Annotated in this window: 14 protein-coding genes and 1 pseudogene; 11 read left to right on the plus strand and 4 right to left on the minus strand. The window is 30.5% G+C overall.

Annotated elements, in window-relative coordinates; all coding sequences use genetic code 11:
• Positions 1-199 precede the first annotated feature (199 nt).
• From JX287_RS03330 to JX287_RS03365, 8 genes and pseudogenes are all read left to right on the plus strand, one after another.
• Entirely contained in the window at positions 200-1,510 is a 1,311-nt protein-coding gene (locus JX287_RS03330) for a YeeE/YedE family protein (protein ID WP_204641922.1), read from the plus strand.
• 58 nt (positions 1,511-1,568) lie between these two features.
• On the plus strand, positions 1,569-3,272 hold the full coding sequence (locus JX287_RS03335) for an FAD-dependent oxidoreductase (RefSeq protein ID WP_204641937.1): 1,704 nt from the start codon (positions 1,569-1,571) through the stop codon (positions 3,270-3,272).
• A gap of 67 nt (positions 3,273-3,339) precedes the next feature.
• On the plus strand, positions 3,340-4,653 hold the full coding sequence (locus JX287_RS03340; protein ID WP_204641939.1) for an APC family permease: 1,314 nt from the start codon (positions 3,340-3,342) through the stop codon (positions 4,651-4,653).
• Between the two features lie 268 nt (positions 4,654-4,921).
• Positions 4,922-5,243: pseudogene (gene tnpA / locus JX287_RS03345) on the plus strand (IS200/IS605 family transposase); the annotation flags it as partial.
• 510 nt (positions 5,244-5,753) lie between these two features.
• Complete coding sequence (locus tag JX287_RS03350; RefSeq protein WP_239650323.1) at positions 5,754-6,659, plus strand: FAD:protein FMN transferase; 906 nt, start codon at positions 5,754-5,756, stop codon at positions 6,657-6,659.
• A 57-nt stretch (positions 6,660-6,716) separates the two neighbouring features.
• A complete protein-coding gene (locus JX287_RS03355; RefSeq protein WP_345770910.1) occupies positions 6,717-7,430 on the plus strand; it encodes an NADPH-dependent FMN reductase in 714 nt (237 codons plus the stop codon).
• 17 nt (positions 7,431-7,447) lie between these two features.
• Positions 7,448-8,707 carry an NAD(P)H-dependent oxidoreductase gene (locus JX287_RS03360; RefSeq protein ID WP_204641951.1) on the plus strand — a complete coding sequence of 420 codons (1,260 nt, stop codon included), beginning with the start codon at positions 7,448-7,450 and terminating at the stop codon, positions 8,705-8,707.
• 153 nt (positions 8,708-8,860) lie between these two features.
• Positions 8,861-9,934 carry a PTS transporter subunit IIC gene (locus tag JX287_RS03365; protein ID WP_204641953.1) on the plus strand — a complete coding sequence of 358 codons (1,074 nt, stop codon included), beginning with the start codon at positions 8,861-8,863 and terminating at the stop codon, positions 9,932-9,934.
• Positions 9,935-10,123: 189 nt separating this feature from the next.
• Here the strand turns inward: JX287_RS03365 and rplS are convergent, their stop codons facing one another.
• Positions 10,124-10,468 carry a 50S ribosomal protein L19 gene (gene rplS, locus JX287_RS03370; protein ID WP_048803394.1) on the minus strand — a complete coding sequence of 115 codons (345 nt, stop codon included), beginning with the start codon at positions 10,466-10,468 and terminating at the stop codon, positions 10,124-10,126.
• 138 nt (positions 10,469-10,606) lie between these two features.
• A complete protein-coding gene (locus JX287_RS03375; RefSeq protein ID WP_204641955.1) occupies positions 10,607-10,966 on the minus strand; it encodes an arsenate reductase family protein in 360 nt (119 codons plus the stop codon).
• A 184-nt stretch (positions 10,967-11,150) separates the two neighbouring features.
• Between JX287_RS03375 and JX287_RS03380 the strand changes: the two genes are divergently transcribed.
• From JX287_RS03380 to JX287_RS03390, 3 genes are all read left to right on the plus strand, one after another.
• Entirely contained in the window at positions 11,151-11,852 is a 702-nt protein-coding gene (locus JX287_RS03380; RefSeq protein WP_204641957.1) for an ABC transporter ATP-binding protein, read from the plus strand.
• A gap of 4 nt (positions 11,853-11,856) precedes the next feature.
• Positions 11,857-14,472 carry an ABC transporter permease gene (locus JX287_RS03385; RefSeq protein ID WP_204641959.1) on the plus strand — a complete coding sequence of 872 codons (2,616 nt, stop codon included), beginning with the start codon at positions 11,857-11,859 and terminating at the stop codon, positions 14,470-14,472.
• A gap of 139 nt (positions 14,473-14,611) precedes the next feature.
• On the plus strand, positions 14,612-14,770 hold the full coding sequence (locus JX287_RS03390) for a hypothetical protein (protein WP_204641961.1): 159 nt from the start codon (positions 14,612-14,614) through the stop codon (positions 14,768-14,770).
• A gap of 53 nt (positions 14,771-14,823) precedes the next feature.
• Here JX287_RS03390 and JX287_RS03395 read toward each other — a convergent pair whose 3' ends face one another.
• On the minus strand, positions 14,824-16,011 hold the full coding sequence (locus tag JX287_RS03395; protein ID WP_204641969.1) for a TVP38/TMEM64 family protein: 1,188 nt from the start codon (positions 16,009-16,011) through the stop codon (positions 14,824-14,826).
• A gap of 205 nt (positions 16,012-16,216) precedes the next feature.
• Positions 16,217-16,897, minus strand: a complete 681-nt coding sequence (locus JX287_RS03400; protein ID WP_204641971.1) for a YdjY domain-containing protein — start codon at positions 16,895-16,897, stop codon at positions 16,217-16,219.
• Positions 16,898-16,968 lie beyond the last annotated feature (71 nt).

Genomic DNA, 16,968 nt, shown 5'->3' on the forward strand with positions numbered 1-16,968 from the left:
AATTCACTAAGTATAATAATATTAAAAATAAGAATATATTTTATAAAAAATAATTTGAAAGGGTTGACAATATATATATATATATATAATTGGAAGTGTGTTATAGTACAAATTACATTTTATTAAACGTATAAATAGTATTAAATTTAAGTTATTTGAAAATGTAATTAAAATAAATTTAAAGAAGGAGAACATACTTATGAACACAGGAGAATTTTCAAAAAAATTTAATAAAATTCAACCTATTATTGGATGTGTGATAATTGTACTGATGGCTTTATTTGCATATAAATTACATACTCCAAAATTAATTTTTGGCCTTATTGCTGGTCTTGGATTTGGCTACACCTTGACTCGTTCAAGATTTGGTTTTGCAGGAGGGATTAAAAGAATTTATGTTAGAGGCGAAGGAAGTTTGACAAAAGCATTGTTAATCACATTTGCTACGGTAACTCTAATTTATGGAACAGTTCAATGGACAGCCAGTCTAAAAGGAGCGATTCCAGCTTTTTTAGCGAAAAATGGTGAAGCGATAATACCTGGAACACAAAATGTATTTATGACTAACATTGGTACTGTTATTGGGGGATTTGTTTTCGGTATAGGTATGATTATTGCAGGTGGTTGTGCCTCTGGGACATTAGCAGACTTTGGGGAAGGTGAAGGACATGCTTTAATTGCTTTTCCACTGTTTGTTTTAGGAACTATTCCGGGTCATTACTTAAGAGAAGTAATTGATAGAAATCCTATTGGAAAAATTGGGGTAAGAGGTCATTTGCCACAATATTTCGGATATTTTGGTGCATTAATTGTAACATTGTTAGGGTTACTTTTCTTGTATATTTTAACTAAAAAGTATGAAAATAAGAGAAAACAAGAGGGTACTTATTTAGATCCAAAATCTGATTATGAAGATTTTGAAAAAGAGCTTAAAGATAATTTGGATGCTAAACCTTGGGGGATGGCGTTATATCATAAGGTTTTTGTTGAAAGATGGAGTTTTAGAACAGGTGCATTTATTTTAGCTGTAATTTCAGGTTGTTATTTCTTATTTAATAACAAGGCGTGGGGTGTAACATCTGCATTTACTCACCTTGCAGTTTGGTTCTTAGGTTTATTCGGAATTCATTTTGAAGATAAAGCTTTTACTTCTGTGTATAAAGCAATTTCAAATGGTATATTAGCTGATGCAGGTGTGATTTTGGACATCGGTATTGTTGTTGGTGCATTTTTAGCTTTCCTTATGGCAGGAAGATTTAAATTAAATCTACAATTTAATTCTAAAAATGCAATGCTATTTGGATTAGGTGGTTTATTAATGGGATTTGGTTCTCGACTTGCAAAAGGATGTAATATTGGAGCATTATACTCTTCATTACCTAATTTCTCAATCTCTGGTTGGGTATTCTTGGTTGCTATTTCGTTAGGAGCTGTTGCGGGGCTTAAGCTATTTAAAGGAAGTTCTTGCTTAATTCCACCTAGACACAGAGATAAAAGTGATTTTAAATAATCTGGAAATAATTTAAAAGTAATTAAAAAAATAATAATCAAATAGGAGGGCTTATACAATGAGCAAAAAATATTTAGTAGTAGGAGGAGTTGCTGGAGGTATGTCAGCAGCTGCAAGAATTAGAAGATTGGATCCATATGCGGATATTCAAGTTTTTGAAAAAGGGCCTCATGTTAGTTTTTCAAATTGTTGCTTACCATTTCATTTATCTGGAGTAGTACCAACTGCTGATGATTTAATCTTGATGACACCAGAGTTATTAAAAAATCAATACAATTTAGATGTTAAAGTTCAACATGAAGTTGTTAAAATTAATAAAGAAGAAAAAACAATTGTAATTAAAAAAGTAAATACAGGAGAGGAATATAAAGAGAGTTATGATAAATTAATTTTATCTCCTGGAGCAAGAGCTATTAGACCAGCATCAATAAAAGGTGTTGACAGAGATAATGTATTTACAGTTAAAAATGTTGTTGATATAGATAGATTAAAAAAATATATCGATAATAATAACGTACAAGATGTAGCTGTTATTGGTGGAGGATTTATCGGTCTTGAAGTTATGGAAAGCCTAAGAGAAGCTGGTAAAAACGTAACTTTAGTAGAAGGATCAGATCAAATTTTAGCTCCAATGGATTACGACTTAGTTCAAATATTAAATAAAGAAATTCATGATAAAGGTGTAGAATTACTATACAATGAAAAATTAGAAGAAGTTACTGATGGTAAAGTTATCTTAGAATCTGGCAAAGAAGTTAAAGCTGGAGCTGTAGTTTTAGCTATCGGAGTTGTTCCAGAAGCAGGACTAGCGAAAGATGCAGGTCTTGACTTCGGAGAAACTGGCGGTATTTTAGTGAATCACCACTATCAAACAAGCGATCCTGATATTTATGCAGTAGGTGATGCTATAGAAGTAACACATTTTATTACGAATAAAAAAGTTCGTTTAACTCTTGCAGGACCAGCTCAACGTCAAGCGCGTGCGGTAGCGGATCACTTATATGGTAGAACATATAGAAATACAGGTGTAATTGGTTCTTCTGTAATTAAAGTTTTTGATTATACTGCTGCAAGTACAGGGCTTAACGAAAAAGATTGTAAGAAACTAGGAATTGATTATGATGTTTCTTACATTATTCCTAAAGATAAAGTTGGTTTAATCCCATCTGCAAATCCTATTCACTTTAAACTAATTTTTCAAGTTCCAACAGGTCAGATTTTAGGCGCTCAATCTGTAGGTAAAGGAACTGTTGAAAAACGTGTAGATGTTATTGCTGCTATGATTATGAATAGAGCGAATATTGAAGACTTAAAAGAATTAGAATTGTGTTATTCTCCTTATTACACAACTGCAAAAGATGCTACTAATATGGCTGCATTAGTCGCTTGTAATTTATTAAATGGTGAATATAAACAAGTTCGTACAAGTGAGGTAAGACGTTTAGTTGAAGAAGGAGCGTATATTATAGATTCACGAGAAAAAGTTGAATATGAAGCAGGTCACATTAAAGGTGCTGTTAACATACCACTTAGTGAGTTCAGAGATAGAATTGATGAGATTCCAACAGATAAGCCGGTATATGTGCACTGTTTATCTTCTCAACGTAGCTATTATATGGTAAGAGAATTAAATTTAAGAGGATATAAAAATGTTGTCAACATTTCAGGATCATTTTTAGGAATTTCTCTATATGAGTATTTCACAGATGTTACAACAGGAAGAGAGCCAATTGTCACAAATTATAGATTTAAATTACTTTAATTAATGAGAAAAATCCTAGAAGTTTAGTGTCCATCTAACTTCTAGGATTTTAAATATGGAGGTATTGATGAATAAAAAATTAGGTTATTTTGATGTGTTTTCTTTAGTTATAGGCTCAATAATAGGATGGGGTTCTTTTACTTTGCCTGGGAAACAGTTCTTAAGTCAATCAGGTGTGATAAATACTACATTAGGATTATTTGTAGGTGGAGTACTAGTTATGATAATTCAAGTTGCTTATCATATTATGTTAAAACATAATACAGAGGAAGGTGGAGAGTTTTCCTATGCTTTAAATAATTTAGGACGAGGGCACGGTTTTATAGTCGGTTGGTCACTAAGTCTGTGTTATTTAAGTATGATTCCATTAAATGCAAGTGCATTTGTTTTATTATTTAAAGTTTTGTTTGGTGAAAAGCTTAGTTTTGGGTACTTGTATTCTATAGCGGGATATTCAGTGTGGATTAGTGATATTATACTTATGAGTTTAATTATTATTTTATTTACGATTGTCAATATTCGAGGATTACATTTGAGTTCTCTTGTTCAAAATATTATGAGTACTTTACTTGTATTTATTGTGTTTATTCTGGTTGTATTTGTAGGGATGCGAAGTGATATAGTTGTATTTAAAAGTAATTATATAAGTAATTATAATTTTTCATTTTCTGAGATTTCTTCAGTTATTGCAATTGTTCCTTTCTTATTTGTTGGGTTTGATGTGATTCCGCAGGTTTCGAAAGAATTAAAATTTAAGCCGCAAAAAGCAACGGTAATAACATTAATATCAATTCTTTTTGGTGCACTTATTTATTCGTTATTAAATTTAATAGCAGGATTTAGTTTTTCACCTTTAGAGGTAAAGAGTACAAATTGGGCTGTTGCTGACTCTGTAATAAAAACTACAGGATATGTAGGATTTTCGTTTATGTTAATAGCTTTGTGGGCGGCAATTAATGGTGGTATAAATGGATTTATGATTGCTAGTAGTAAACTTATAGCATCGCTATCAGATAATAATATAATGGATAAGAGATATAGTGTGAAAAATACAAATGATGTGTATCCTTATGCAATTGTTTTCGTTTCAGGTGTTAGTTTGCTAGCGCCTTGGATAGGTCGAGAAGTTATATTGTATATAGTAGATATTTCTAGTGTTTTAGCGGCTGTTGCTTATGGATATGTAAGTTATGTGAGTTATAAATATTCTGATAAGAAGATAAATAAAATATTATGTTTTCTTTCTTTAATGGTTTCAATAAGTTTTATTTTTCTATTATTATTCCCATTTTCTCCTGCAGTATTAAAATTACCGTCTCTAATTATATTATTAGCGTGGACTCTTGTAGGGATAATACTTTATAAGAAGGGTATAAAATAACGATGGGTAATAGATACTGTTAATTATTGAAGTTTAATATGATAGTATAAAATTAGAATGGGTAAAGTGGCGTACTTATGTTTTATTATAAAAATCATTCATTATATATTAATTAATGATTCTAGCCAGTTGAGGAGATGGAGTCTCCGAAACAAAAAAATACCTGTTATGTGGCTGCGAGATAAGAGTTAAACAATTGAAAAATCATCCTTTCTTGATAAAATAAGAGTAGTTCAAGCTCTATAATAAAGAAAGGATGATTTTAATTATGGCAAATAAACATAATAGTTTATCGCATACAAAGTGGTTATGTAAATACAATATTGTATTTACACCTAAGTATAGACGAAAAATAGAATTTAATCAATATAAATGAGATATAGTAAGTATAATAAAGAGATTATGCAAGTATAAAGGTGTAGAAATAATAGAGGGGCATATAATGCCAGACCATATACATTTTAAAATACAGTGTTTCAAGTTTCATGGGATATTTGAAAGGAAAAAGTTCACTGATGATATTTGATATGCATTCAAACTTGAAATATAAGTATGGAAATAGAAAGTTTTTTGCAGAACGATATTATTTGTATATCAAGAGAAAATCAATTTAATAAAGAAGTTAGTATTTAATTAGTTTTGAAAATCAATGAAAATAAAAGTTTATTTAATCAAAATATAAATTTTTTTAAATTTATATTTGTATTTTTATAATTTTGTAATATTTTAAATTTAGTAAATTCAATAAAAAAATAAAGTTTTATAAAAACTAATAAAATAAGGTTTTCTAAGCTGATTTGAAATTCGATTGTGTTTATATTTGTAGATTTTTTATAAAAAGAAATATAAAAGCAGTTAATTTTTATTGTGTTTTTTAATGAAAATTATGAATAAGTTAGCCTTTATGAGTGAAATATTTTGTTGATTTGAAGTTATTTCTGTTATATAATGTAATTAAAGTATTAATTATCTATTATTACTTTGTCTTTTAATAACAGGTTTCTTGTAGATGTATACAACATATTTAGTTATCTTAAGCAAATAAATTTTTTATTGTAAGGTGTAAAAAAATGGAATTAAGAAGAAAGACCTTAAAATTAATGGGTTCTCATATAGATATTCTTATTTTTGATAGCATTGATGCTGAAAATATTTTAGATGATGCTGTGGAAATGTTAAAGATGTATGAGCATAGATTTAGTGCGAACGATGACAGTTCAGAACTTATGGTGGTTAATCATAATGCTGGAATTAAAGCTGTCGAGGTTCATCCGGATTTATTTGATTTAATAAAGATAGGGAAAGTTCATAGTTGTGCTCCAAATAGTTTTTTAAATGTAGCTATTGGACCAATTGTGCAAACATGGAGAATTGGATTTAACGATGTAAAAGTTCCAACAAAACAAGAGATTGACGATTTATTAGAAATAACTGATCCAAATCAAATAATACTAGATGAAGAAAAGCAATCTGTCTTTCTTGCTAAAAAAGGTATGGCTATTAATTTAGGTGCCTTAGCAAAAGGATATATTGCTGATCTTATGATAGATTATATGAAAAAAAGAGGTGTTGATTCTGGGCTTATTAACCTAGGCGGAAACGTATTAGCGTTTGGAGATGCTAAGCATAATCCAGACCTGATGTGGCGCATAGGTATACAAAATCCAGTTGAATCTCGAGGGAATCATCTATTTACTATAGGTATAAAAAATCAATCTGTTGTTACTTCTGGGATTTATGAGCGTAAACACACAGAAAATGGAAAAACTTACCATCACATATTAAATCCTAAAACAGGTTACCCTGTCGAAACCAATGTAGCTGGTCTATCTATAATTTCAACAGCCTCAGTGGATGGAGAAATTTGGACAACAAGATTATTTGGGAAAAGTGTCGAAGACATTTTGGATGAAGTTAATAACTTACCTGATATAGAGGCAGTTGTAGTGACAACCGAAGGTAAAGTTTATTATACAAGCGGAGTGCTAGATAGAATAATATGTTAGATAAAACTATCTTGAAGAATACTGAAAATACTATTAATTTAAGGAGGCTCTATTAAAGTGGCTGAAGCAAAAAACAAAAAAAATGTTAAAAAAACAAGACAAGAAAATCTAGATACAAATAAGGTAGATAGTACAAAAAAAGAGAGAGGAAACAAAAACATGGTAAAATTAATTGGTCTAGTTGGTACAAACTCTAAAAAATCTACAAACCGCCAACTTTTACAATATATTCAAAAACATTTTGCAGGTAAAGCTGATATCGAATTAGTTGAAATTAAAGATCTTCCTTTATTCAACAAACCAGCTAATAAAGAATTACCTGAAGGAGTTAAAGAAATTGCAGCTAAAATTGAAGCAGCTGACGGGGTTATCATCAGTTCACCTGAGTATGACCACGCAGTACCTGCATCATTAATGAGTGCAATCGCTTGGTTATCTTATGGAATTCACCCATTACTTGACAAACCAGTAATGTTAACAGGAGCTTCATACGGAACATTAGGATCATCTCGTGCACAAGCTCACATTCGTCAAATTTTAGACTCACCAGAAGTTAAAGCACGTGTAATGCCAAGTTCTGAGTTCTTATTAGGACATTCTTTACAAGCTTTCGACGAAGCTGGAGATATCTCTAACCCAGAAACTGTAGCGAAATTAGATAGTTTATTTGCTGATTTCTTATTATTCATTAAAATTACTGAAAAATTAATTAATGCACATAAATTAGCTGAAAAAGAATTAGAAAACTTCTCTTGGGAAGATTTAAAATAGGATAGGAGTGTAGACACATGAAATTAGTAGGAATCGTAGGTTCAAATGCGGAAATTTCTTATAACCGCAAATTAATGGAATTTATAGCAAAAGAATATAAAGATTTATTCACTTTAGAATTATTAGACATTACTAACTTACCAATGTTTAACCAAGATGAAGATCATTCAAGAGAAAACAAAGATTTATTAGTAATGAACCGTAAAATTTTACAAGCTGATGGTGTTATCATCGCTACACCTGAGCACAACCACACAATTACTGCATCACTTAAGAGTGCATTAGAGTGGTTATCATTCGAATTACACCCACTTGAAAACAAACCAGTAATGGTACTTGGAGCTTCATACTATGATCAAGGATCATCTCGTGCTCAATTACACTTACGTCAAATCTTAGATGCTCCAGGTGTAAACGCGATTGTATTCCCAGGACATGAGTTCCTTTTAGGTAAAGCTAAAGAAGCTTTCGATGCTGAAGGTAACTTAGTTGATGATCGTACAGTAGGATACTTACGTATGTGCTTAACTAAATTCGTTAAATTTGCTACAGTAGCTCAATCGTTAGCAGAAAGAAAACCAACACCAAAAGAAGACTTAACAGCTAGTGGAAAATGTGATACAACAGTTGAAGGTGTTGATATGAATGATGATAACTGGCTTGAATTAGCAGCTGAGAAAGTTAATGCTGTATCTGGAGATACATATGTTAAACTTGACCGTGGTCTCTTAACAGTAGACCAACTTAACTACTTCTTAAACTCTATGCCAATGGAATTAACTTATGCAGATAGCAATAACCAATTCATCTACTACAATTACAACAAAGAAGATTATGAAATGCTTGCGAAGCGTCGTCCAGGTCAAGTTGGATGTTCATTATCAGCAGTTCACCCTGAAAGAGTACACGGAAGTGTTAACTGGTTAGTAGGATTACTACGTTCAGGACAAATCGATGTATTCCGTACACACGTTCCAACTCACGGACCAGACAAATTCGTAGTACACAACTATCAAGCAATGTACGATAAAAACGGAAAATACGCTGGTATCAATGAATATATCTTAGACTTCAAACCAATCGTTGACTGGTACCTAAAACAAACTGGTCAATCATTAGTTAAAAATGGAGTACCAGTAGGTCACGGATATGCAGCAGCACCTGCACCTGCAGCAGATGCAACAAGTGGAGCTTCAGATGCTGGACACGGTCATGCGGCAGCACCTGCACCTGCAGCAGCGCCAGCAGCAGACGCAACAAGCGGAGCTTCAGCATAATAATAGAAAATATTAAAAAAGGTTTAGGTAAAATTACCTAAACCTTTTTCTTTTTTGGGAGTGTTTTTAGAGAAAAATAAGAAAAAATGAGTTATAATAGTAGTTAAGCACAATAAGTGCAAAATAATCTTTACTAAATACGGAGAGTTTGATATGAATAAAAATAATTTATTATCAAAGTTGTTTCATAGATACTTTATAGTCGCCTTAAATGGTATGGCATTAGGTTTGTTCTGTACGTTAATTATTGGATTAATTATTAAACAGATTGCTATAAATTTAAGTGGTGCACTATCTAGTTTTCTTATTGTTGTAGCTACAATTTCAATGGCTTTAACAGGGCCAGTAATTGGTATAGGGGTAGCGCATGCCTTAAAAGCACCTAAGTTGGTAATTTTGGCTTCAGGTGTAGTAGGTTTCCTAGGTGCTTTTGGTTCTAATCTTGGGACGAATCATCTAGTAGAACAAGGTAAATTAATTGTTACAGGATCTGGTGATCCTCTAGGAGCATTTATTTCTGTTGTTATAGCAGCTGAAATTGGTAGATTAGTTTCAGGTAAGACAAAGATTGATATAATAGTTACTCCATTCATTACTATTATAATAGGTGCGATAGTTTCATATTTCACAGGACCTTACTTGATTAAAGGTATGAAAATCTTAGGTACATTTATTAGAGAAGCGACGGAACTTCAACCATTTATTATGGGTATAGTTGTTTCGGTAGTAATGGGAATAATTTTGACGTTACCTATAAGCTCTGCTGCGTTATCGATTATTTTAGGATTATCGGGGATAGCTGCTGGTGCGTCTACTGTAGGATGTGCAGCACAAATGGTTGGATTTGCAGTTATTAGTTTTAAAGCAAATCGCTGGAATGGATTGTTTGCTCAAGGTTTAGGAACATCTATGCTGCAGGTGCCAAACATTATGAGAAAACCCGTTATATGGATTCCGCCTATAGTTGCTAGTGCAATATTGGGTCCTATTGCTACAATTGTTTGTAGAATGGAAAATAACCCTGCTGGTGGTGGAATGGGAACATCAGGATTGGTAGGACAACTTATGACATGGCAAACCATGTCTAATCATGTTTCACATTCAGTACTATTAATTGAAATTCTGTTATTACACTTTATTCTACCTGCAATAATTTCGTATGGAGTATATTACTATATGGAGAAAAAAGGTTTTGTAAAAGCAGATGACTATAAATTAGACTTATAAAATACTAAGAACTAGCTATTTTGAATAGCTAGTTCTTTTAGTAATTATATATTTTTTGTTTGAAAAGTTGGGACGGCATCGAAAATAAAAAATGGTATAAATTTCTGATAAACATGGTCAAAATATGGTCAAAGCGTAAAAAAAGAAAGCCCCGTTACTGATGTAATAGGGCTTTTAAGCTTCTTCTTATTAACGTACTTCTTTAATACGAGCAGCTTTACCACGTAAGTTACGTAGGTAGTATAATTTAGCACGTCTAACTTTACCTTTACGTACAACTTCAATTCTTTCAACTTTTGGAGTGTGAACAGGGAATGTTCTTTCAACACCAACACCGTTTGAAATTTTACGTACAGTATAAGTAGCAGAGATTCCTCCACCACGACGTTTGATAACTACTCCTTCGAATTGTTGGATACGCTCACGTCCACCTTCAACGATACGAACGTGTACTCTTACTGTATCCCCAGCTTTGAATTCAGGAATATCTGATCTTAATTGCGATTTAGTGATCGCTTCAATGATTTTGCTCATTATTCTTTCTCCTTTTTTTACAAAATGTTCTTTATTAATGCTAGATTAACAGAGGAACATCGTAATTTAATGTTTTCACATCTCGACTATTATAACATTATTTTTTATAAATTTCAATAGATAATTTAATATTTTCTATTATAGAAGTGCTTTTTCCCAAACTTCTTCTTTAAAACCTAATAAAAGAATATCATTTTTTAAATCAAAGGCTAGTGGGCGCTTAATTAGCATACCGTTCTCATGAAGTAGCTGTAAAGCTTCGTCAAGAGATAATGTTTCTAACTTATCTTTTAATCCAAGTTCTTTATAAACTAATCCACTTGTATTAAATAATTTTTTTAGAGGTAAATCGAATGTTTCAATAATTTTTTTAAATTCTTTAATTGTTGGAGTTGTTTCTTTTACATTAAAGTAATTCGCTTCAATACTGTGTTCAAGTAAAAGTTTCTTTGCTTTTCTACATGTTGAACATGTTGGGTATTCATAAATATTTAGCATAATGTCTCCTTTCTATATTTAATAAATATTTTAGTAAAGATTTACTAGTCAACGATATTATAATACTTATTGATTTTAGTGTAAAGAAATCTGTTTTAGTTTTATGTTTTTTAGCAAAGCGTTTAAATTAATGGAATAAATAAGATGTGATATAATAAAATTATAGGAATAAAGGAGAAATACTATGCAAAAAATAATTGTAAAAGATGTTTCTAAAGTATATGGTGAAAATAGTAATAAAGTTATAGCAAATGATGCTATTAGTTTTGATATTAATGAAGGAGAATTTGTTGTAATTTTAGGTCCTAGTGGTGCTGGGAAAAGTACATTACTTAATATTATGGGTGGAATGGATAACGCTAGTGAGGGATCTATTAATGTCTTTGGAAAGGAAATCGTTGGTTTGAATGAAGACGAACTTACAAAATATAGAAGAGAAGATATAGGATTTGTATTCCAATTTTATAATTTAATTCCAAATTTAACTGTTTTAGAAAATGTTGAATTAGCAGAACAAATAGTAAAACAACCAAAAGATGCAATTGAAATATTGAAGCTTGTTGGCTTAGAGAATAGATTGAACAATTTTCCTTCTCAAATTTCTGGTGGAGAACAACAACGTGTAGCTATAGCCAGAGCAATAGCGAAGAATCCAAAACTGTTACTTTGTGATGAACCGACAGGAGCTTTAGATTATAAAACTGGAAAAAATATATTAAATATATTAAAAAAATATAGTGTTGATGAGAAGAAAACAGTTATTATTATTACTCATAATAGCTCCATTGCAGAAGCAGCTGATAAAGTAATAGAAATCTATGATGCTAGAGTAAAAAGAGTAACACAAAATACTAATCCTAAAAGTATAGATGAGATAGAGTGGTAGTATTATGAAAGCAATAAATAGAGATATATTAAGAGAAGTCGCACGGACTAAGTCAAAATTCATATCGATAATGATAATAATGTTTCTGGGAGTTTTTATATTTGTAGGTTTGAAAGAAACTTCACCTGCAATGGTAAATACTTATAATAAATATATAGAGCGCCATAAGATGTATGATTTGAGAGTAAGTCATAGTAATGGTGTTAATGATTTAGATATGAAGATAATCAATGATTTTGATAATATTGATATAAGTGAGAGCTACTATATAAAAAAATTACAAATCACAAATAGTAATGAATTTGTAAATGTTGAGTCTATACCTGAAAAATTAGTTTTACCTAAGGTTATTGAAGGGGCGTTACCTAATAATGAGAGTGAAATAGCTTTAGTAGAATCACTTCAAGGTAGTTATAAAATCGGTGATGAAATTTCTTTCGTTTCAAGTAATAATGATAGTAACACTTTGAAACAATTTAAATTTAGAGTGGTAGGTTTTGTACAAGGTGCGGATCATATAGAAGTATCGAATAATAATTTAGCGAATAAAGATTACTTTGGGTATGTGAAAAAGGATGTCTTTAAGTTTGAAAATGTCAGTGGTGTTAATATTAAACTAAAAAATATTAATTATAAATATAGTGATAAAGATTATATAACTGAGGTTAATAAAACAAGAGATAATTTGATTGAGAAATTAAAAGTTCAACAGAATATTGATGAGAAAAACTATTTAGAGAAAAATAATAAAAAATTAAACGAAAATGAGAAGGTTATAAATCAAGCCCAAGACCAGATAAATGCTGTTAAATCAAAAATAGAATTATTAAAAAATGTTGATAGTAAAAGTTACAATGAGCAAATAGAAAAACTAAACAAAGCTCAAAAAGAGATTGATGAAAATAAAAAACAATTGAATATAGCAAGAATAAGTCTTAAAGAAGAAAGTTATCCAAGGTTTTCAGTAGAGAATATTAGAGGGTTAAAAAATTATGCCCAGTTTATAGATTCTGCAAGTAGTTTAACTTTTGTTGCAAATGTTTTTTCTATATTTTTATTCGTAGTATCGATCTTAGTTTCACTAACTACTTTAACTAGAATGATTGATGAAAATAGAATAAATATAGGAACACTTAAATCATTGGGGTATAGTAATTATCAGATTTCTAAAAAGTATTTTGTGTATGGCGGTTTATCTACTTTAATAGGAACTATTTTTGGGATAATTGGAGCATATTTAGTTATAGTGCCTATAATTTATAATTCGTATGCAAGATTTTTCACATTTAACACACCAGAAATTGTGTATACTCCAAGTATTCTTATAGCGGCGTTCATAATTTCTTTAGGATGTATAAGTTTAGCTATATATATACCCTTAAGAAAAAATTTAAGAGAAAAGAGTGCATACTTATTACGACCTAAGGCTCCAAGTGGAGGAAGTAGGATATTTTTAGAAAAAATATCATTTATTTGGTCAAGACTTAGCTTTTTAAGAAAAGTTACATTTAGGAATATTTTTCGTTATAAAATAAGAATGTTGATGACTATTTTTGGAGTTGCTGGCTGTTTAACTCTTATGTTCATAGGTTTCGGAATACGATATGGTGTTATAGATATTTCTAAAGAACAGTTTAAAGTGATAAATAAGGTAGACATAGCAGCAACTTATAATCCGTATATAGATAGTGCAAGTGTAGAAAAACTTCAAAAAGAAATTAGTGAAGATAAGAATGTTAAAGCTAGCACCAAAGTAAATATTCAACTTGCAACTTTTGAAAATAATAATGAAATTATAGATTCTGCACAGTTAATAACAGTCGATAAAAATGATTATAAAGATTATATAACTTTGAAAGACAATGGTGATAAAAATATAAATATACCTGAAAATGCAGCTGTAGTTAGTGAAAAACTTGCATATTTGCATAAGTTAACTAAAGGAGATAATTTTACTGTTGTAGTAAATAGTAAGGAATATACACTAACAGTGGGAGAGATCAATAAAAATTACTTTGGACATACAATATATATTAATAGAGATTATTATGAATCTGTGTTTAATAAACAGTATAAAGATAATACATTTTTAGTACAAACTACAGGTGGAAAAGAAATTGTAGAAAATGTAGTAAGTAACCTACATAATAATAAGGATATAGTAAATATAAGCGATAATTCAAAAATTCAAGAGATATTGGATAATTTTATAAAAGGGATTGATATTATAGTTGCTGTAATGGTAGTTTGTTCGTTAACGTTAGCACTTGTAGTACTATATAATTTAATAAATGTAAATGTTTCAGAGAGAATAAGAGAATTATCAACAATAAAAGTTCTTGGATTTTATCCGAGTGAAGTAACTATTTATGTATTCAGAGAAATTTTTTACTTAAGTGCGGTAGGTATTATCTTAGGTAACTATCTTGGCTATAGGATGTACTTAAAAATAATATTGGAACTAGCGGGTCGTGATATGATGTTTAGTAGTAAAGTGCCATTAGTTGTGTATTTATTGGCGTCTGGAATAACAGTATTAATTACGATAGTAGTAATGATAGTAATGCATAAAAAATTAAAAAAAGTAAATATGGTAGAAGCTTTAAAAGCAATAGAGTAAAATAGGAGAAAAAATGACAATAAAAATAAATGAACAAGCGAAAAAATTATTAAAAGAGAAAAATAAAAATCATGTGATAATATCGTTATTTCAACAATTTTGTTGAGGTGGGAGAGTAGATAGAGCTGTCGTGGTTTCGATGGCTGATAAATTTAATGAAGAATTATATTCAAAATATGTGGTTGATGGAATAGATGTTTACATCGATTATAGATTGAATATAAATGAAGAGGTAGAAATCGGTACAGAGAAATTCTTCTTCATGAGACAATTGAGTCAAACAGGAATTACTGCATAGTAAATAAAAATTAACTAGATATAGCGAATACCATATCTAGTTAATTTTTTTATTTAGTTAGAAGAAATTCCAAGTTCTTCTTCTTTTTTATGTTTATCGTTATAAACTTTTTTCATGATTCCGATAACTATTGATAATGCGAATAGACACATTAATCCGATAAATAAGTTTCTAACACCACCTGATAATGTACCACCTACATATGAATAAACGATAGTTGCAGGTAATTGACCAACACCTGTAGCTATAAAGAATCTCCAGAAGCTCATGTTTGTTAAACCTGCTGCGTAACTAACAAAGTCGAAAGATACGAATGGTAATAATCTACAGATAAGGATAGCTTTGTCTCCATATCGTTCAAAGAATACATCGATACTAGCCATTGCACCTTTACTTGTAAGTTTTTCTACTACATCACGTCCTAGTCCGCGGGCGATATAGAAGCACAGTGCTGCTCCAAGCATAGCTGTAGACCAAGATAAAGCAGCGCCAGCAACCCAACCGAAGATTGCTGCGTTAGACAATGTGATTAAGAATGCTGGAATAGGAGCGGCGATTGATTGAAGAACCATAAGTACTCCAGAAACAACGGCAGCCCAAGCGCCCCAGCCACGTAAATATTCGATTACAGCATTTGTATCGAATTGAGATAAAGTGGCGAATGCTGTGTTTATTCCATTTTTGAAACTAGGCACTGCGAAGTAAATTGCGAAGAAGATTGCAAAACCAATAAGTGTAATATATCTAACTTTTCTACGTTGTGCTTTTAATTTTTTCTCTTCTTCAGGGTCGACTTCTCTTAAATCACTAAGTTTTACTTCTTTTTGTTTTAATGCTTTAAGTTCTTCTTTAGAGTATACTTTTTGGTATTTAGAAAGTGTTAATATAATATAAAGGTTAATTATATTAACAACAATAACACCGATAATAAATGGAATTTTAATTTGGTTAATTGAACCTGCGTGAAGTACTTCACGAGCAATGTATAGTAAAGTTTTAGTTTTACCTGAAAATATAGCCATTAAAAGTATAATTGCTTCTATAACGAAAAATGTATATTTACGGTTTATACGTTTAAAATATAAACCTGTCATAATACCGTAAACAGTCCAAACGAATATTACAAGACTTTGGTCAGCTAACATTTCAAACTGTGTAAAGAAGAACAGTAAGAATGCAAAGAAATAACCAACAGCTATACCAACACTAGTAAAATAAAATAATAATCTTAAGCGTTTCATTTATTTCCTCCTTGTATCATAAATAGGGGAGCGACACAAAAATATTATCTTTAAGAAATTATATTTTGTAAAGCCGCTCCCACATAGTCTATAAATATTTGAGGGGTTTTTATAATGAAAAATAAATATTTATAGAATATTGCGTAGTAAGTATTAATAACTTGCTTAGTTTTTAAATAAACTGTAACTATAGTATCGTTAATTATTATTTTTTGATACTGTAAATTACTGCTGCATAAGTCCCGTCTTCAGGTAGAACATCTTCATTACCAGTAAATTTCACTTCTTTACGAGTTTCAACAGCACCATAAGTGTAAGTAGTATTTGAAATAATACCAACAGGACAACTATCTAAACAAGATAAACATCCTGTATTTTTGTCAATGGCACGTTTTAAGTTACCACCGAAGCGGAAATCAATTTGTTTTCCATTACTATCTTTTACAACTTCATTGATATCATATTTTTTCTTGGCACCATTCCAAGTTATTTCTGCTTTAATTGGAGTTCCTTCAACATGAGTAGTAGTTGCGTTATTTGGATTCATATTTTCTCCAGGCTTTGCACCAATTTCAATTAGAGCATTGTAGAATTCTTCAGGTTTAGCAAATGCTGTAAAAATTGATTTTGCACCATTCGTACCACTTTGTTCTACAGAGTTATGTCTTGTAGCTTCATTGAAGTATTTACCGTTAATTTTTGTAAGAACAGTAATAGTACCTGCTTCTTTATCTACTTTTATTGGTTTATCTAGTGATACACCAGCAACATAGTCAGCTGGTTGATTTGAATTTTGTGAAGTTGAATTAGATGAACTACTGCATCCAACAGCAGTAAATGCTAATCCAGCAGCCATAAGGACTGATAATAATTTTTTTGGTTTCATGAACGAATCCTCCTTATTCTATAAATTTATTATATATTTGTATTATAACATTTATATAAAAAGGTAACAAT

This window comes from Gemella haemolysans, from assembly GCF_901873445.1.
GTDB lineage: Bacteria > Bacillota > Bacilli > Staphylococcales > Gemellaceae > Gemella > Gemella haemolysans_C.